Annotated in this window: 16 protein-coding genes and 1 other RNA gene; 1 reads left to right on the top strand and 16 read right to left on the bottom strand. The window is 44.3% G+C overall.

Going from position 1 to position 17837, the window contains the following annotated elements; all coding sequences use genetic code 11:
* Positions 1–22 precede the first annotated feature (22 nt).
* The 14 genes from J7K63_04105 to J7K63_04040 all read right to left on the bottom strand — a co-directional run bounded on the left by J7K63_04105 (position 23) and on the right by J7K63_04040 (position 13467).
* Entirely contained in the window at positions 23–2059 is a 2037-nt protein-coding gene (locus tag J7K63_04105) for a DUF1926 domain-containing protein (protein ID MCD6234207.1), read from the bottom strand.
* 50 nt (positions 2060–2109) lie between these two features.
* A complete protein-coding gene (gap, locus tag J7K63_04100) occupies positions 2110–3108 on the bottom strand; it encodes a type I glyceraldehyde-3-phosphate dehydrogenase (GenBank protein ID MCD6234206.1) in 999 nt (332 codons plus the stop codon).
* A 79-nt stretch (positions 3109–3187) separates the two neighbouring features.
* On the bottom strand, positions 3188–3811 hold the full coding sequence (locus J7K63_04095) for a RecX family transcriptional regulator (GenBank protein MCD6234205.1): 624 nt from the start codon (positions 3809–3811) through the stop codon (positions 3188–3190).
* The gene (gene recA / locus J7K63_04090) at positions 3808–4830 is read right to left on the bottom strand and encodes a recombinase RecA (protein MCD6234204.1); all 1023 of its coding nucleotides are present in this window, start codon (positions 4828–4830) and stop codon (positions 3808–3810) included. The genes J7K63_04095 and recA overlap by 4 nt, the downstream gene beginning before the upstream one ends.
* 1 nt (position 4831) lies before the next feature.
* Positions 4832–5413: an RNA 2',3'-cyclic phosphodiesterase gene (gene thpR, locus J7K63_04085; protein ID MCD6234203.1), complete on the bottom strand. Its 582-nt coding sequence runs from the start codon at positions 5411–5413 to the stop codon at positions 4832–4834.
* The gene (locus tag J7K63_04080; protein ID MCD6234202.1) at positions 5410–6636 is read right to left on the bottom strand and encodes a competence/damage-inducible protein A; all 1227 of its coding nucleotides are present in this window, start codon (positions 6634–6636) and stop codon (positions 5410–5412) included. The genes thpR and J7K63_04080 overlap by 4 nt, the downstream gene beginning before the upstream one ends.
* Positions 6633–7112 (bottom strand): phosphatidylglycerophosphatase A, encoded by a 480-nt coding sequence (locus tag J7K63_04075; GenBank protein ID MCD6234201.1) that lies wholly within the window; start codon positions 7110–7112, stop codon positions 6633–6635. The genes J7K63_04080 and J7K63_04075 overlap by 4 nt, the downstream gene beginning before the upstream one ends.
* Positions 7090–7686, bottom strand: coding sequence for a CDP-diacylglycerol--glycerol-3-phosphate 3-phosphatidyltransferase (gene pgsA, locus J7K63_04070; GenBank protein MCD6234200.1), 597 nt, complete (start codon positions 7684–7686; stop codon positions 7090–7092). The genes J7K63_04075 and pgsA overlap by 23 nt, the downstream gene beginning before the upstream one ends.
* On the bottom strand, positions 7676–8293 hold the full coding sequence (gene recR / locus J7K63_04065; protein ID MCD6234199.1) for a recombination protein RecR: 618 nt from the start codon (positions 8291–8293) through the stop codon (positions 7676–7678). The genes pgsA and recR overlap by 11 nt, the downstream gene beginning before the upstream one ends.
* Positions 8293–8619, bottom strand: coding sequence for a YbaB/EbfC family nucleoid-associated protein (locus J7K63_04060; GenBank protein ID MCD6234198.1), 327 nt, complete (start codon positions 8617–8619; stop codon positions 8293–8295). The genes recR and J7K63_04060 overlap by 1 nt, the downstream gene beginning before the upstream one ends.
* Before the next feature lie 15 nt (positions 8620–8634).
* Positions 8635–10215 carry a DNA polymerase III subunit gamma/tau gene (dnaX, locus tag J7K63_04055; protein ID MCD6234197.1) on the bottom strand — a complete coding sequence of 527 codons (1581 nt, stop codon included), beginning with the start codon at positions 10213–10215 and terminating at the stop codon, positions 8635–8637.
* Between the two features lie 23 nt (positions 10216–10238).
* An RNA gene (gene ffs / locus J7K63_04050) (signal recognition particle sRNA small type) lies at positions 10239–10335 on the bottom strand.
* A 56-nt stretch (positions 10336–10391) separates the two neighbouring features.
* On the bottom strand, positions 10392–11168 hold the full coding sequence (locus J7K63_04045; GenBank protein MCD6234196.1) for a hypothetical protein: 777 nt from the start codon (positions 11166–11168) through the stop codon (positions 10392–10394).
* Positions 11169–11178: 10 nt separating this feature from the next.
* A complete protein-coding gene (locus tag J7K63_04040) occupies positions 11179–13467 on the bottom strand; it encodes a FecR domain-containing protein (GenBank protein MCD6234195.1) in 2289 nt (762 codons plus the stop codon).
* Between the two features lie 172 nt (positions 13468–13639).
* Between J7K63_04040 and J7K63_04035 the strand changes: the two genes are divergently transcribed.
* Positions 13640–14908 carry an NAD(P)/FAD-dependent oxidoreductase gene (locus J7K63_04035; protein ID MCD6234194.1) on the top strand — a complete coding sequence of 423 codons (1269 nt, stop codon included), beginning with the start codon at positions 13640–13642 and terminating at the stop codon, positions 14906–14908.
* 48 nt (positions 14909–14956) lie between these two features.
* Here J7K63_04035 and J7K63_04030 read toward each other — a convergent pair whose 3' ends face one another.
* Together J7K63_04030 and J7K63_04025 are read right to left on the bottom strand one after the other, a co-directional pair.
* On the bottom strand, positions 14957–15820 hold the full coding sequence (locus J7K63_04030; protein MCD6234193.1) for an SMP-30/gluconolactonase/LRE family protein: 864 nt from the start codon (positions 15818–15820) through the stop codon (positions 14957–14959).
* Positions 15810–17777 (bottom strand): DNA translocase FtsK, encoded by a 1968-nt coding sequence (locus tag J7K63_04025; protein ID MCD6234192.1) that lies wholly within the window; start codon positions 17775–17777, stop codon positions 15810–15812. The genes J7K63_04030 and J7K63_04025 overlap by 11 nt, the downstream gene beginning before the upstream one ends.
* Positions 17778–17837 lie beyond the last annotated feature (60 nt).

The raw sequence follows: 17837 nt of genomic DNA, 5'->3' as shown, positions 1-17837 counted from the left end.
AGTCAGACCTCCTGATTGGTTTTTAAAGATTATTAACTGAAAAGGAAAATGAGAGTTTTTGTGTTTTACCCGGTTCAATGCGAACATTCCAGAGAGGCAGAATGGTGGTACTCTGAAATATTTTTTCTTTGCCGGATGGTTTCTGAAGCATGGAATAGACCGGGTAGGTCATAAGACGGATAGGGCTGTCAAAAATAAACCGGACTTCAATACCGATGGCCTTGTTTACAATTCTCAGAGACTGAATGCCGTTTTCGTCGAGAATATCTTCAAGACCTATATTCTGCAATTTTTTATTCACTTCAAGGAAACGGTCTTCCGGAGTTCCTACATTCAGTGCCAGATTGAATTCAGGACCGAAGAGGAAAGAATTATCGGCAAAACCAATATTTGAAATGTTATAATTGGTTTGAAAACCGTTTTCATTCATCTGAATACTTTTTTTCAGGCTGCAGCGTTGCCAGTTGATCCATCCTTTACGGGCAAAAATCACCGTATCGGAATCAGCATCCTTTCGCAAATCCACTGGTTCGTTCAGGAAATCGCTGGCTTCCTCGTAGGCATTGTTCATGAGTCCCCGGGGATTGATTTCAAAATCAAAATACCGCTCAACCAGTGAGTGCCGGGGATAGGTATCATAGACATCATGGTCATCGGTATGACAATCATACTCCTTATAGCGGGCAATTGTATTGCAAATGTTGTAATTCATGGGCCTGTAGTCAAATTCCACAAGTGCTCCGGCATATTTGGCACTGAAAACAGCGTTTAAATTTCGGGATGAAAGGGATACTTCTACAAATCCGTTACGGTCAATATCCGATTCCTCCCGAAGAAAAGAATTATTCTCCTGATTGTACAGCCGTTTATCAATTTCTTTCTCCGCCCGGATCAAATAGGTCCACAAAGCAGTCCGCAAATGAGGCAGATATATTCCTCCTGAAATATTGTACCAATACCCGTTATTGCACATACTTTTCCACAAGTCTTCACGAATCTTGCGAAGACAGTCATTCCGTTTATACTTAGTGGACAGCAGATAGTATTTACGGCTCACCTGCTGCATGCGCTTCTGAAGCCAGTTGGATTCGGGATATTTTGTCAGGGAATTCCGCCAGACACCACCCTTTACAAAAGGACGGGCCAGATTATCAATCTTAATTTCCTCAAGGGTTTTCAGGACCTTTTCAAAGTCCTTACGGACCTGACAATTCAAGGACTGCCGTCCCAGGTCAAAATAACTGCAGGAGGGTAAATAAATGAGTCCCCTGGGTGGAAAGGATTTCCAGTACTCTTTCACGGTCTTTGTCGTGATGAACGGTGTTTCTTCCAGCAAAGTCATCAAACAATCCAGCCAGCCCTTTTCATAAACCCGCTCATAAGATCCGGCATGGAGTCCCAATTTTTCTCCGTCATCCATGACCGTTACGACATCCTGGGAATTGTCCGTCAGCAGGGATTTCAGATAATCAATAACGTCTTCCGGTTCGGCCCAGGGGATCATGGAACGAAGTTGATAGGAAATGGGAAATATTCCCAGGGTATGACCATCCTCTTCCGTATTGTAGTACCCTTTCAGTGGTTTTTCATATATGCCGGTAGACATAAAATTGAATTCATCAATAAAAGTATAATTCAGTCCCGATTGTTCGATACACCCGGCCAAATGGGGTTCCCAGACCCGTTCTGTCAGCCAGAGTCCGCGCGGTTCATACCCAAAATGGTTCCGGATGAACTGGTTTTGTTTGACAATCTGGCCGATACGGTCTTTTTCGGGAATTGCTGTTAAAACCGGTTCATAAAAACCACCTGAGATCAGTTCAACATTCCCTCTTCGGACCAGCTTTTTCATCATATTAATAAATTCCGGTTTTCGTTTCATCAACCATTCCAGCAAGGAACCGCTGTAATGGAGTGAAACGGCAACACGGGGATGTTTTTCCAGAACTTTTAAAAAGGGATAATAACTCTTTTCACAGGCTTCTTCAAAAACCGAATCGAAATTACCGACAGGCTGATGATTGTGTACGCCGAAAATGAACTGAATATTTTTTGTCATAGGATAAAACGGGGAGAGAGAGTTGTCTCTCTCCCCTGTTTATAAACGATTTATATTTTTGCCATTTTTTCAAGCAGGTCAACAACGCGGACGCTGTATCCCCATTCATTATCATACCAGGACAGGACTTTCACCATATTGCCAGCCATCATGGTTGATTTGGCATCAAAAATGGATGAGTGGGAATTTCCAATCACATCTACAGAAACAATGGGATCTTCCGTATATTCCAAAATGCCCTTCATGGAACCTTCTGAAGCCTTTTTCATTGCTGCGTTCACTTCTTCAATCGTGACTTCTTTTTTCAGTTCCACAGTTAAATCCACCAGAGAACCGTCCGGTGTAGGTACCCGAAGGGCCATACCATCCAGTTTCCCATCCAGATCGGGAATTACCTTGCCCACGGCTTTTGCCGCACCGGTTGTTGTGGGAATGATAGACATTGCGGCAGCTCTGCCCCGGCGAAGATCCTTATGGGGAAGATCCAGGATCTGCTGGTCATTTGTATAACTGTGGACCGTGGTCATTAATCCTTTAACGATTCCGAACTCATCATTCAGAACCTTGGCAACAGGTGCCAGACAGTTGGTTGTACAGGAAGCATTGGACACGATCTTATCATCGGGACGTAAAGAATCGTCATTCACACCCAAAACAACCATGTTGTCAATCTTATCTTTAGCCGGGACTGTAAGGATCACCTTCTTTGCACCGGCTTCAAGATGCTTGGCAATCAGATCTCTTTTGCGGAAAACACCAGTAGATTCAACGATATATTCCACACCCAGCTCTTTCCAGGGAAGATTGGCCGGATCTTTTTCAGCATAAATCTTAATCTCTTTTCCATTAACGACAATTGAATCCTCTTTGGCTTCAACAGTCCCCTGGAATTTCTTATGAACCGAATCATATTTCAGCAGATGAGCCAGTGTTTTGGCATCTGTCAAATCGTTAATACCCAGCACTTCAAAATCATCACGATTCAGCATTTCACGAAATACCAGTCTTCCGATTCGACCAAAACCATTGATACCTACTTTTACGCTCATGTATTCCTCCTTTATTTCTATATTCGAGCATCTTAATAATATACTTTTTTATCTCTTTTTCTGCTACCTTTTTATCCTGTCAGTCCTCCTTTTCTCCATATTCATTGACCACATTTTGAACATTTCCATAACTGAAGCCTTTTCGTGTGAGAATCCCCAAAACAGTTTCCCTTACATTGCCGGAATTCCGATTGAGTTTTTGCCTCTTTTTATGAAGGATTTCCCGTGCAATTTGTTCCCATTCTCCCGACGAAACAGTGTTTAGTTTGGCATCTGCAACTTGTCCCTCAACCCCTTTTTCCATCATCTTCTTTTTGATCATAAGGGGGCCATATTTCCGTTGGCGCATCAGTTCACTGAAATAGAGGGAAGCAAAACGTTCGTCATTCAGATAGCCGTTGGCAATCATTTGCTTCAGGATATCCTGAGCCAGAGAAGAAGAAAAGCCTTTCCGGATGAGTTTCGTTCTCAACTCATGGGAACTGTGTTCCCTGTAAGAGAGTAATTCAATGGCCTTTTCAAAGGCGGATTGACGTTCGGCTTCATTTTTCAGAGTTAAAAATCGGTCTTCCCCAATGTCCAATGCCGGTTGCAGGCCATATTTTGTTTTCAGTTCATCACTAACGGAGAGCGTTTTCCCGTTATCGAAGATAAGCAGCCATTCTTTCCGGCGTTTTTGGTATTTCAGAGATTGAAGAATCATGATTCCTTTTCAGGCGGAAGCGGTGGTGTCATCCCCAGTGCAGATTTCACTTCATCTGCAATGGTTTTAAGCACTTCCGGATGTTCTGTAAGATAGGCTTTGGCATTTTCCCTGCCCTGCCCGATGCGTTCATCCCCATAGCTGTACCAGGAACCGGATTTTGTTACGATATCCAAGGTTGCCGCCAGATCCAGCACATCACCCTCATAGGATATTCCTTTTCCGTACATGATATCAAATTCACAGCTTTTGAAGGGTGGTGCCACTTTATTTTTCACGATTTTAACCTTGGTCCGGTTACCCAGCACATCTTCACCGCTTTTTATGGAACCGATACGGCGGACATCTATACGGACACTTGTATAAAATTTCAAAGCCCGGCCGCCGGTGGTGGTTTCAGGATTTCCGAACATCACGCCAATCTTTTCCCGAATCTGGTTAATAAAAATAACCGCTATGTTTGATTTACTGACAGCACCTGTCAGTTTCCGCAGAGCCTGACTCATGAGCCGAGCCTGTAATCCCACGTGGCTATCCCCCATTTCTCCTTCAATTTCCGCCCGGGGAACCAGGGCTGCAACCGAATCCACCACAATAATATCCAGAGCATTACTCCTGACAAGAGTTTCCGTGATTTCCAGGGCCTGTTCTCCATTGTCGGGCTGGGATACCAGGAGATTATTGATGTTGATGCCCAGATTCTGGGCATAAGTAATATCCAATGCGTGTTCCGCATCAATAAAGGCAGCATATCCACCGTTTTTCTGTGCTTCAGCAATACACTGCAGAGCGAGTGTTGTCTTGCCGGATGATTCAGGTCCGAAAATTTCCGTGATTCTTCCACGGGGAATACCACCTACACCAATGGCTGCATCAAGGCTCAGTGAACCGGTGGATATGACAGATACAGGTATAATAACCCTGTCTTCTCCCATTTTCATAATGGATCCCTTCCCGAACTGCCGATCAATCTGGGAAATGGCCATTTCCAATGCTTTTTCTCTGTCTTGAGAACCCATTTTACCTTCCTTTCTCCATGTTTAAAGGAATTCGCATTCGTTCTATATACTCTGGACCTGCTGACGATAATTGACTTTCATACCAAACAATATCTTTTGCCTGTAAAATCATGTCTTTGCATTTTAGATGGATAAACCGTTCAATGCATTCCTCCGTTGCCTTACCCTTAACCCGTGCGAGGGTCACATGGGGCTTGAACCTCCTTTCTTCCCGGGCATATCCATACGCTTTGAAAAGCAAATTCAGCTGTAGAACTATCTGTCGCAACGGTAGGGGAATGTGTCGGTTACCTATCCATAAAATTCTTGGATGGTTCCCTCGTGGAAATACCCCTGTCGTGTTTAATATAAGGGAGAAAGACGGGATTTGTCCAATACTCTGATGAAGATTTTCTTCTGTTTTTTCCAATAAATCCACCGGCGTTTTTCCCAGGAATTTTAATGTTATATGATATTCATGAGACAGGGTGGGTTTTATACCGGGACAGGCTTCCAGAAAGCTGAAATCATCTGCCAGTCTCCGGGAAAGATCTTCACCGCAGGAAAGGGCAAAAAACGACCGGATTTGGGGAATCTCATTCATGGCAGCAACATCCTCAGAAGATTCAGGGCAGCCTGAGATGCAAAAAGTTTATTCAAGTGCCGCCCTTTATTAAAAATGAGCCTGTACGTTTCTTCTTTTTCCGGTGTCAAGGCACAGATCCATACGGTACCGACTGGCTTTTCCCGAGTCCCTCCTGCCGGTCCGGCAATACCGCTTACACTCACGGCGGTATCCGTACCCGATCTCTGACGGATACCACGGGCCATTTCAATCACCGTCTCTTTACTTACGGCACCAAATTCTTTCAACGTATCGGCAGAAACACCCAGAAGACGCATCTTGGCTTCATTACTGTATGTAACCAGCCCTTCAGTAAAAACCTGTGAAATCCCCGGAACTTCCGTTATACGGTGACTTATAAGGCCTCCGGTACATGATTCGGCGACAGAAAGGGTCCATCCCCGGGCTATCAGCTTTTCAGCGATTATTTCCGTGATATCCCTATCCCCCTCAGCATAAATGTAATCGCCTAACCGGGAGTATAAAAAATCTCTTAAACGGGATTCCACTGCCCCGGCCTCGTTTTCTTTCACCGTCATTTTTAAATTGACACCATAAACGGATGGATAATATCCTACTTTCACTGTGGGGAAATCTTGCAATCCTTCGTCAATCCTATCAACAATTTCCGATTCCATAATTCCGGTGGTTTTATAGATATAAACCCGGATTTTTTCGCCGGATATTTTTGTCAATTCGGAGCGTATCGATTCCCTGAAGATACTTTTCATCTCTTCAGGAACCCCCGGCATCAGATAAATGAGTTTACCTTTATCCTCAAAACACAAACCGGCAGCCGTCCCCATGGGATTTGGAAAAATTCTGGCATTGTCGGGAATCAGGGCCTGTTCCCGGTTACTTTCGGGAATGACCCGGTTTCTGTGCCGGAGTTTTTCCTGAATCTCCTGAAAAAGAGATTTCGAAAAGATTAGTTTTCCGCCAAAGTACTCTGTGACAGTTTTTTTTGTGATATCATCCCGGGTTGGTCCCAATCCCCCTGTTATGAGCACAATACCTGTTTCGTCAGAAAGGGTTTGAAGCACATGCAGGATTTCTTCCTTTTTATCGGAAATCGTATGTCTTCTCAAAACCGAAATATTCAGTGCAACCAATTCACCGGTCAGCCAGTGCGCATTGGTATCTAAGGTGGTACCGGCAAGAATTTCGTCACCAATTGTTATGATTTCAGCAATGGATTTCATGGTACAAAATAAAAATAAGCGGCATTCAGAATCCAGGCAGCCAATCCGGCCAGCAGGTCATCCAGCATAACGCCCCAGCCATCCGGTACTTTTTGAACACGGTTTATAACCCATGGTTTCCAGATATCAAAAATCCGGAACAGGACCATTCCACCAAAAACAGCGGAAAAACTTTTGGGGAGAAGAAAAACCGTGAGCATCATGCCCACCACTTCATCGATGACAATGAAGCCCGGATCTTCCCTTCCTGTTCCTTTTTCAATATGACGACTGGCTTTAACTCCTAAGAAAAAGAAAAACAAAATCATGAATATTTCCAGAACCGGCGCTGCTTCAAAAGGGTAGAGAAGTTTTATAAGCACAGCCGTGATAAAGGATGCCATGGTTCCCGGAAACCATGGGAAATATCCTATATAAAAAAAAGAACCCAGGATATACCAAAATAAGGACTTTTCAGGATTTTTTTGTAAAGACATGTTTATTCTCAAAGAGATATAAAATTCCACTGTACAATGTTATCATGGATGTAAGCAACATAAAAACCCATAGCAGGTGATGATCGATCAAGAGTCTGTCCAGAAAAGCATAGAACGTATCGAGAGCCTGTATATTTTTTACAGCAAGGAAAATCAGGATGAAATAGATCATAAACATCTGGATGCCGGTTTTGGTTTTGGCAAATTTACTGGTATGCATACTTTGTCCACGCCGGATCATCACACTGCGGAGAAGTGTGACAAAGATATCGCGGAAGAGAACAATGAAAATCATCCACCACGGGGCCAGGCCTTTGAGTCCGAAAGCTACAAACATGGTCATTACCAGAATCTTGTCGGCCAAAGGGTCAAGAAATTTCCCAAACTCGGTTGTTACATCATATTTCCGGGCATACCATCCATCTATGGCATCAGTAATAGATGCAATCAAAAATAGAATCATGGCATACAGGCTGTAATAGGGACCCGTACTGAGAATAAAATAAAGGCATGCCGGTGTAATGAGCACACGAAATACAGTGAGAATATTAGGAACAAATCGTTTACTGATCATGATGCCTTCCATTCATTTCAGACCTGCCTTCAAGGGCTTTGGTCAGGGTTGCTTCATCGGTAAATTCCAGATCACCGCCCACGGGAATTCCCCGGGCAAGGGATGTCATCCGGATATTCTGATGGCGGCTGATAATTTTTTGGAGGTAATAGGCCGTTGTATCACCCTCTACAGAAGGATTGACGGCCAGGATAATTTCTTCCACGTCATCCAGGCGTTCCACAAGTTGATCAATGGAGAGATCTTCAGGACCGATACCGTCCAGGGGACTGATTAATCCTCCCAGGACATGATATTTGCCATGAAAGGCAGCAGTTTTTTCTATGGAAATAACATCCAGGCTATCTTCTACAACACACAGAACAGATTTATCCCGTTTGGGATCCCGGCAGATAACACAGGGAGTTTCTTCTGTTATAAAATGACAAATGGGGCAATGGGTTATTTTATCTTTCAGGTCAATGAGTCCTTTAGCATACCGTACTATCTCTTCACGGGGCCGGTCCATCAAATAGAAACAGATGCGCTGAGCACTTTTCTTACCGATTCCCGGCAAAGCAGATAAAAGGTCCGTGAGTTCCTGTATCACTTTTGGAATGGATGTCATTACAGCCCGAATCCCGGTATTTTCCCTAATCCGCCCGTGAGTGACCCCAATCTCTCCTGTGCCAGTTCGTCTGCCTTTTTAAGACCCTGATTGACAGCAGCCATAATCAAATCTTCCAGCATTTCTATATCTTCAGTCGTAACTTCCGGGGCAATTTTTATGGATTTTACCGTTTTTTTTCCGGTCACCACAACGGTAACCATACCGCCACCGGCCGTGGCTTCCACGGTTTCATGTTCCAGTTCTTCTTTGGCCTGTTCCATTTGCTTCTGAAGTTTCTGGGCCTGTTTCATGATTTCCTGTAATCCGCCTTTTGGAAGCATCATCTCTCCTTTTGCACTTTATTGGACAATATCCCCTTCAAAAACATTTAAAACATTGTGGACACCTTTTTCCAGGGGTTTATCTTTTGTTTTATGTTCTGTCTTTTTATTTAAAGTGACGCGTAGTTTGATTTTTTCTTTGAAAAAACCATCCAATAGTTCTTGTATGTTCTCTTTGTTTCGTTCAATTTGCTGAAATGTGAATGATTCACCGCACTCAGCCTTGACAGAGTGTTCATCAATGGATGTCACCGTCACGGCCGACAGCAAGGATGATATTCTGGGACTCTCCTTTTTCACCTCTTTTAAAAACTTGTCCCAGCTTCCCTGATTCAGGTCCTGCAGGATTTTCCCTTCGCCCTTTTTTGTCGATTCAGGGTTTCGTGAGGCGGTTACAGGAACATGATTCCCCGAATGTTCAGATTGAGCCGAAGATGGACGGGTTCGGGGTTGCGGGCGTGCAACGGCTTGCCGGGGCAATTTTTCAAGAATCTTGTTCAAATCCACCAGATCATCCATGCGGGTCATTTTAAGCAGCAAGGACTCAATTAAAAGCCGGACATTTGAAGAGTTGCTTAATTGGGGAAGAAGGTTATGGATAAGCGAAAGCATTTGAATCAATTCATGTTCATTGCTTGTATCCGCCAGTTTTTTCATTACCTGTTTCATGGTATCCGTTGTTTCAATTTTTTCTGCTGACCCCGTCACTTTAACAATATACAGATCCCGTATAAAGGCAGAAAAGTTCCGGATGAACTCAGGCAAATCATGTCCACCGTTGGAAACATCCCGTATCTGGTCAAGTATGGCATTCACATCTTTATTCAGAACTGCTTTAGTAAGAGCGATAAAAACTTCATCGTGGACAATTCCCAAAAGATCCACAATTTTGTCATAGCTTATCTGGTTATCCGTTGAAAAAGCAACAGCCTGTTCCAGAATGCTCTGACTGTCCCGCATACTCCCGTCCCCCTTTTTCGTGATCAGGTGGAGGGACTCCTCATCGATGGTAATTTTCTCACTGTCACATATTTCTTTGAGCCTGTCAATAATATCTTCCGACGGAATCCGTCTGAATTCAAACCGCTGACAGCGACTTAAAATGGTGGGCGGCACTTTATTCAGTTCGGTTGTAGCAAAGATGAAAATGACATGTGGCGGCGGTTCTTCCAGTGTTTTCAGCAAAGCATTGAAGCCGTCTCTGGTAATCTGATGGAATTCATCAATGATATAAATCCTGAATTTTCCCCGTGTAGGAGGATATTTCACCATTTCCCGAATGGATTTAATATCTTCAATCCCCCGGTTTGATGCACCATCAATTTCCAGTACATCCATGGAACGACCATCTGTGATTTCCCGGCAATTTACACAATCATTGCAGGGATTATGTCCCTGGGGATTCTGACAATTCACCGCCTTGGCAAACAAACGGGCCGTGGATGTTTTTCCGGTCCCCCGTGGACCGCTGAAAATATATGCCTGTCCGATACGATTGCTTTTAATGGCATTAACCAGCGTCTCAGTAACATGGGTTTGACCGATGACTTCTTCAAATGTTTGTGGACGCCATTTCCGTGATATTACCTGGTAGCTCATTCAACCCTCATGAGGATAAAAAAGGACCCCAGGCTGACCGGCACATTGTTCTGATGCCTACCGCTGCTTCCTTCCGGACCTGACGGGATTCAGCATTTCCCAATTGCACGGGACCTGAGGCCTTAATCGTTTTTCGCACATCAGTTAATTTAATTGAAGTGGTTAATAAAGACAAATTAATTGTCCTTATGCCATATAATCTCAAAAGCATGTTTGCGGGGGATTTTTCTCAGGTAAGTCTGCCTGATCAACTCGACAAACAGCAGGAAAGTGACAGATGAAACGGTCGTTTTATAATATCTAACCGGCCCGGAATTCTCATGAAAAAGAAAATATCCCCCCAAGGCACCGAGCCCCAGAGCTCCCCCATAGATAAACTTGTCCAGAGATTGATTCCGGGTTCTGTACTCAACCCAATATCCTTTTTCAATCATGGGGTATGGAATCTTGTCATACCCGCTTTTACCTGATATGATCATCCCCTTCTCTTCGTGTGCAATTAATATACCTTTGACAAGTTTGTCATGGGATCTGTAGATTTTGACAGGATATCCCAGCGGAATTTTGCGGAAGTACCCAATTTGTTTTAACAGCAGATCGGTGCCGGTCAGTCTTTGAATATCTTTTTCTGTAGGACGTGGAGTCAGATCCACACGCCGTTTTAATGCTTCAAACTCCCCGGGACTTAATTTTTTCACTGTTTTCAGAAGCCGCCGAGAACCGGTATCCAGATACAGAATTTTCACTCCATAGCAAGAAGGATGCAAAAATAATATCTGAGCTGACCATAATTGTGGGATATCAGGAAAAATGCTATAATAGGCATTTTCCAGATAGCTGATTTCCGGTCCTACTTTATGACTCAATACAACAACATTGCCTCCCTGTGGCGTTTCGGCCGAAAGGGAGGCAATGATCAGGATAAGAAGGAAGAATTGCTTCAAAAAGTTCATTGAAACAGTATCAGAGTGTAATTCCTGTTTCAATAGTGGTGATTTTCAGAGATTCTTCTTTGGGTTGGATAACACCATCACCGTTTTTATCCCGGTAAGTTGTCATAAAATTCCAGATTATGGATACACCGGGACTCACTTCTGCGCCGACCCGGTATCCCCAAATCGTGTTTTCCGAAGGATCTTTGAACTTGAATGGATTTGGATCGTTATTGCGGATGTAATAGGCGGACAGTTCCGATAATTTAGGAACCAGTCCTTTCTGGATACCAGCCTGAGCATTAAAACTCCGGACTTCGTCCTGATCTTTCGACACCATGTGCATATAGGATGCCTGAGCGTAAGCCACGTTAAAGAGCTTTACACCGGCAGCACCATATATACCCTGGACCCCCGGAATGCTATCATTCAGAATCCGGTCGAATTTGGTCTTCGGAACAATGTTCCCCAGAGAATCTCTCTGCACATAAACCCGGTTGATGTCGTAATTTCTGTCAAAAAAGTTATAGCGGAAATTTTCCTGTGCCCAGCGGTATTCAACCCGTGCATCTATGATTTTGATGATATTGGCTGCCACGCCAAAAGGCGCTGCACCGAAAGCCATTTTATCCACCGTTCCTCCGGTATAACCCAGAATCGCTGCTTCGGAATAGACATTCAAGTTCAGGAATGACATATTCAAAACAGGTACCGTAACATCTGCACCTATGGAATATATTGTCGGGTGATCATCCATGAGTTTAGAAATCGTAGGAACTTCCATCAGGGTGCTTGTAGAATCAGGACCGTTTGTATATCCCAAAGATTTGAAATACTTATCCAGCGCATTGATTTCGGAAGGAGTCATATTCAGATTGGAATCATAATACCATCCTCCTGTTCCGGCAGGATCCACGTCCCTGTTGTCTGCCAGACCGTCACCATCCGTATCCCGGTAAGTTTCACTGTCATCGGGAAACATATCCATCAAATCGGAATACCCGTCATCATCCCGATCCCTGTCAAAAGCATTGTAAGGATTTACATCCGAAATAACACTTAATCCCACACTGACCGGCAGGATGAGTTTTGTGTTATAAGAAACCCTTCCTCCCAGCAAGCCGGGAATCAATGTTTCACCGCCCAGTTCATTCCAGTCTGCTATGAAGCCATTGAATCCGATTTTTCCGGTCCGGAATTTCAGGTAGGTTCCCAATCGTTTGACTTCAGGGTATTCCAACATGTTGGTGTAACCCGAAACAATGAGGCCGTTTGCCATGGTAACCTGGTCCAATCCACCGAGACGGACATAAAACGGATCCTCCATAAATCCCCAGCTGAGGAAATAAATCTTATCCAGGACATCGTCCATTGAGTTCCAGTTATCTTCCAGGATATTTCCTTCGCTGTCAATATAAAGAACCACATCCAAACCCACTCCAAGTTTTCCCAGTTGCAATGTGGGTCTTGCAGCGATCTGGTTGTAGAGTTTCCCATTGATGGTTACAGACCCCACTCCCAGACCAACGCCATAGTTTTTCCCTTCACCATCTTCAGGCTGTTTTTCCGGTTCTGCTTCTTCTTCTCCGGTTTCAACGGGCATTTCAGTTGTTTCCTCCATTTGAGGTGTCGTAATGGGTTGCGCAGGAGTAATGGTTGTTTCGGATCGATCCACAGGCTCTGTTTCCTCTTCAGGCTCTTTTTGAGGGGTATCTTCTTGCACAGGTTCTTCCATCATGGAATTAAATACCGATTCATCGGGAAGCTCTGAGGCTGAATAATTTCTGATCTGCATATCACCAACGGTTGTATTGATACATACCTGTCCCCGGGTGACGGTACCCGTCTGTCCTGACAGAGTGTTAAAAACCTCAACCGTACCCTCTGTTGTGAAAATCCTGTCCTCATTTTCCTGACAAACCACCCAGAACTTGGTCCCTTTTACTGATGCGACAGATACCGGAGTCTGGACCCTGAATTCCTTCAGGGCTCCGGGGGTTACTTCAAATAAACTTTCCCCTTTATCCATTTCCACCGTTCTGGAGGGTATCTCATCGTTGAGCGTGATTTGTGCATTCTCACGCAGCTTTAAAAGGGTTTTATCATCATTAAACATAATAACTGCAAAACCATCTGATGCCGTTTGAATTACATCCCCGTTCTCCAACTGTGTCCCGACTTCAACTGTCAGTAAATCAAAGCTGCCGGCAGGTAAAAGTTTTACATCACCTTTTGTCTTAATGACACTTGCAATGCCAGCCGACAACATGGACACCATCATGAACAGGAGCATTAATCCGTATATCAATCTTTTTCTCATCTATGACCTCCATTTTTAAGTTTTATTAAATATATGAATCCTGTATCAATTATCGTAGATAATTGTATAAAATCCTTGTTAACAGAGGTTTCATCATGACGATTATCACAAAAAGGTCCTGTTAAAAGAGAGCTTTATTCAGACTTTTCAAACATTTTATATAAGTTATGGCATGAAAACAGGAGATATTGTAATTGTGGGTGGCGGTCCGGCGGGGCTTATCGCCGCGGGAAAACTTGGTAAGGCAGGCCTGCCGGTTACATTGCTGGAAAAAATGGGAAAAACCGGCAATAAACTGCGTATAACAGGAAAAGGACGATGCAATGTGAGTAACAGCCGTCCTAAGGGAGAGTTTATCAAGGCCTTTGGAACACAGGGGAAATTTTTATATTCCGCTTTTTCGCGTTTTTTCACGGATGAGCTATTAGACTTTTTTCAGAATGAGCTGCATATCAGTTTGACAGAAGAACGGGGCGGACGGATTTTCCCTTCCTCCCAAAATGCCCATGAAATTGCGGATAAACTCACGGAATGGGCAATCAAACATCATGTAAATATCCTTTATCATCACGCGGCTGACTCTCTCATCATCAAAGATGGTATGATTCACGCCGTTTCATGCCGGACAACAAAAGGAGCACAACTTTACAATGCTTCGGCTGTACTTATTGCCACCGGCGGGGCCAGTTATCCTGCCACAGGATCAACGGGAGACGGGTTCAAACTGGCACTTCAGGCCGGTCATACCATCATCCCCCCTGCCCCGGCCCTGGTGCCTCTTGTCACCGAACAGGGAGATTTCTATGGACTTAAAGGACTCAGTATAAAAAATGCCCGGGTATCGGTATACACACAGGGGGAAAAAACTGCATCAATGTTCGGAGAATTTCTCTTTACACATTTCGGCCTGTCCGGTCCGGTGATTCTGACACTCAGCCGGGAAATTGTTTTGTCTCTTCGAAAAAACAAATGCATCTCTCTTGAAATAGATTTTAAACCGGCCCTGGATGAAAAAAGCCTGGACAGACGCCTGATCCGGGAATTTACAACACATGGAAATAAGAAACTCAAAAATGTCTTTCGATTCCTTCTGCCGGAAGCCCTGGGCCCCGTATGCCTTAGTCAGACAGGCTTATCCGGTGACATTCCATGCAATATGGTCCGCTCGGAGGACCGGAAAAAGATTCTCCATTGGATGAAGCATTTTACCTTGAAAATAAGTGGTTACAGATCCCTTGAAGAAGCCATCGTGACACAGGGAGGGGTCAATCTGAAAGAAGTGGAACCGGCAACACTCCGGTCAAAACTCATCCCGAACCTCTATTTTGCCGGTGAAGTACTGGATCTGGATGCCGATACCGGCGGCTATAACCTTCAGGCCGCATTTTCCACAGGCTGGTGTGCCGCTGAAGATATTATCCTGAGTTCAACTCAACCATGAACCCAATCCGGCAATATATCAACTAAAAAAATTACGTTGATCGAATAATCAGGGCTTTATCGACAGTTTATAGAGGGCATTTGTAACCGTTTCAGTGATGTAGAGAGATTTTTTATCCGGACTTATCACGCAATTTGTCACCCGTTTTCCCGGCAATTCCAAACTATCGGTGACAGTTTTAGTGACAATATCGATACTATACATTTTCCCGTTACCAAAATGAGCTACAAGGAGTGTTTTGTCATCATAAAATTCAATGCCATCCGGATCTCCACCGGGGAGCTTAACTAAAACTTCACGTTCTTCAGGATTTTTGAGGGACAAAACCGTTATCCGGTTCAGGGCTGATTCACACACATAGAGGTTTTCTCCTTCGGGGCCCACAGCAATCCCGTTTGGAAAAGCGAGTCCGCCTGTCAGCAATTTAATTTCTTCCGTTTCGGGATTCAGCATATAAATACAGCCGTCCCAAACGGTTTTTGAATAGGATTTCGGATCGGTAAAATATATCAACCCGTTATACAGAGTCATATCGTTCGGACGTGAAAAGCTTTCGCCGTCATTATTCAAAACCTTGAGAACCTTACCGGATGCATCAAATTTCAGGATTCGTCCCTGGTTAAATTCACAAACCCATAAATATCCGGGGGAAGTCCAACAGAGTCCATTGGGTTTGAAATCCTTGCCGGACAGATCGGCAAATGTATCCAGGCGTCCTTCTGCAGTCCACCGGCCGATCCACATACCATAGCAATTGGAAAAAAGCAAATCATCGCCGGCAAAAACCGGACCTTCGGGAAAATCGAGTCCTTCTGTTATTTTTACTAAATCCTCACTGAATTGAAAATCCTGTTTTGAACAGGCAGACAAAAGAAGCAGGAGAAACAGTACGGGGTAAAATTTACGAATCATCATCTACTTCCTCAAAACTCCCGTTTTCAAGGGATTCCAGATGTTCTAAATAATTGATATCCACCAGCACTTCCCGCGCTTTTGAGCCGGTAAAGGGTCCTACAATACCCTCCTGTTCCAATTCATCAATCAGTCGCGCCGCCCGGCTGTAACCCACGCGTAAACGGCGCTGAATCAGGGATATTGAGCCCTGTTGATGCATCACAACCAGTTTCAGAGCTTCTTCAAACAAGGGATCCCGTTCTGTCGAAAGTTCAAAATCACCACCCCCACCTTCTTCTTCTTCCTCCTTCACAGAAGGCAGGATAAAGTCATCCCCGGATCCTGGCTGTTCATTAATATGATCCATTACCCGTTCGATTTCCTCAAGGGTAATAAAGGCATTGTGAATACGGATGGGTTCTGAGCGCCCAGGAGAAAGAAAAAGCATATCCCCTTTGCCTAAAAGCTTTTCGGCACCTCCTGTATCGAGGATGGTTCGGCTGTCGATTTTTGTTGGGACCTGAAAACCGATACGGGCGGGAAAATTTGAACGAATCACGCCGGTAATCACATCCACGCTGGGGCGCTGAGTAGCGATTATAAGGTGAATCCCAACAGCACGGGCCATCTGGGCGAGCCGGGCTATCGGTTCTTCTATCTCTTTTCCTGCTGTCAGTATCAGATCTGCCAATTCATCGATCACAATCAGAAGATAAGGCAGATGTTCCCCTTCCACCAGGCCATCTGCCAGTTTCTTGTTGTATTCATCGATATTCCGGACCGTGGCATTTGCCAGTACGGTATAACGCCGTTCCATTTCCACCTCGGCACTCCGGAGAGCCAGGACGGCATTTTGAGGCCTTGTAATAACATGTTCCCCAATATCATCATTGGTGATGAGATGGTATTCTTTAAGAGCCTTATATACAGACAGTTCCAGCTTTTTGGGGTCAATCAGGATAAATTTAACTTCCGACGGCTTGGCACGATACAGAACAGACATAAGTAATGTATTGATGCAGACGGATTTTCCCGAGCCGGTGGTTCCGGCGATGAGAAGATGGGGCATTTTGGCCAGATTAAAAACAAAAGGTTCCCCATTGGCCGTCTTACCCAGGGCAATGACCAGCTTATCGTCGGCCATGGTAAACCGTTCGGAATTTATGATGGATTTAAAATAAACGATTTCCGGTTTCCGGTTGGGAATCTCGACACCGACTACCTTTTTTCCGGGAATGGGGGCAATGATACGAATTCGTTTGGCTGCCATCACACGGGCAATGTCGTCTGCCAGAGATGAAATTTTACTCACCCGGACTCCTGTGGCCGGTTCCACCTCATAGAGTGTTACAACCGGACCCGGGACAACTTTCACAACTTTACCGGTTACACCAAAATCAGCCAGGGTTTTTGTGAGTATATCTGCATTTTCCTTAAGTTCGTTGGGATCTATTTCATACCCGGGCGGTGGATCATTTAATAAATCCACGCTGGGAAAATGATATTCTTTTTTTTTCCCTTCTTCAATAAAATCATCGTAATCGATGCTGTCATCTGTTCGTTTTTCGCTGATTTCAAATCCGTAACGGCCTTGTTCGTCTATTGTTTCTTTTTCTCCCGTTTCCATCTTTTGAGGTTCATTCTTTTGAGCTGTCACATCCTGTGAATCATCCTCCCGGATTACAGGTTTCTGATCGTCATCCGGTTCCGGTTTTTCCGGTATTGTGCCTTCTTTACTTTTCTTGTTTTTTTTGTCTTTCTTTTTTTCTGTTTTCCCCTTCTTGGCAGCTTTGACCCTTTTTTCTTTCGATTTACGCTCTTTTCGTGATATCCTCCAGTTGTGACAGCTCTCTGTCCAGTATTTCCAGAGCCGGTTGAGGGGTTGATACATGCTCCATCTGAAATAAAGGCTCACTACGACAACTATGGCAACAGCAAGAATAAGAATGGATGGAATCAGTCCCAACCAATCCATCAGAAGAATACTGAGGGTCCCCCCGATAAAACCACTGATATTAAAATCAGGAGTTACAAG

The organism is Candidatus Neomarinimicrobiota bacterium, from assembly GCA_021157965.1.
GTDB lineage: Bacteria > Fidelibacterota > Fidelibacteria > Fidelibacterales > Fidelibacteraceae > Fidelibacter.
This window is presented reverse-complemented; position numbering and strand designations above follow the sequence as displayed.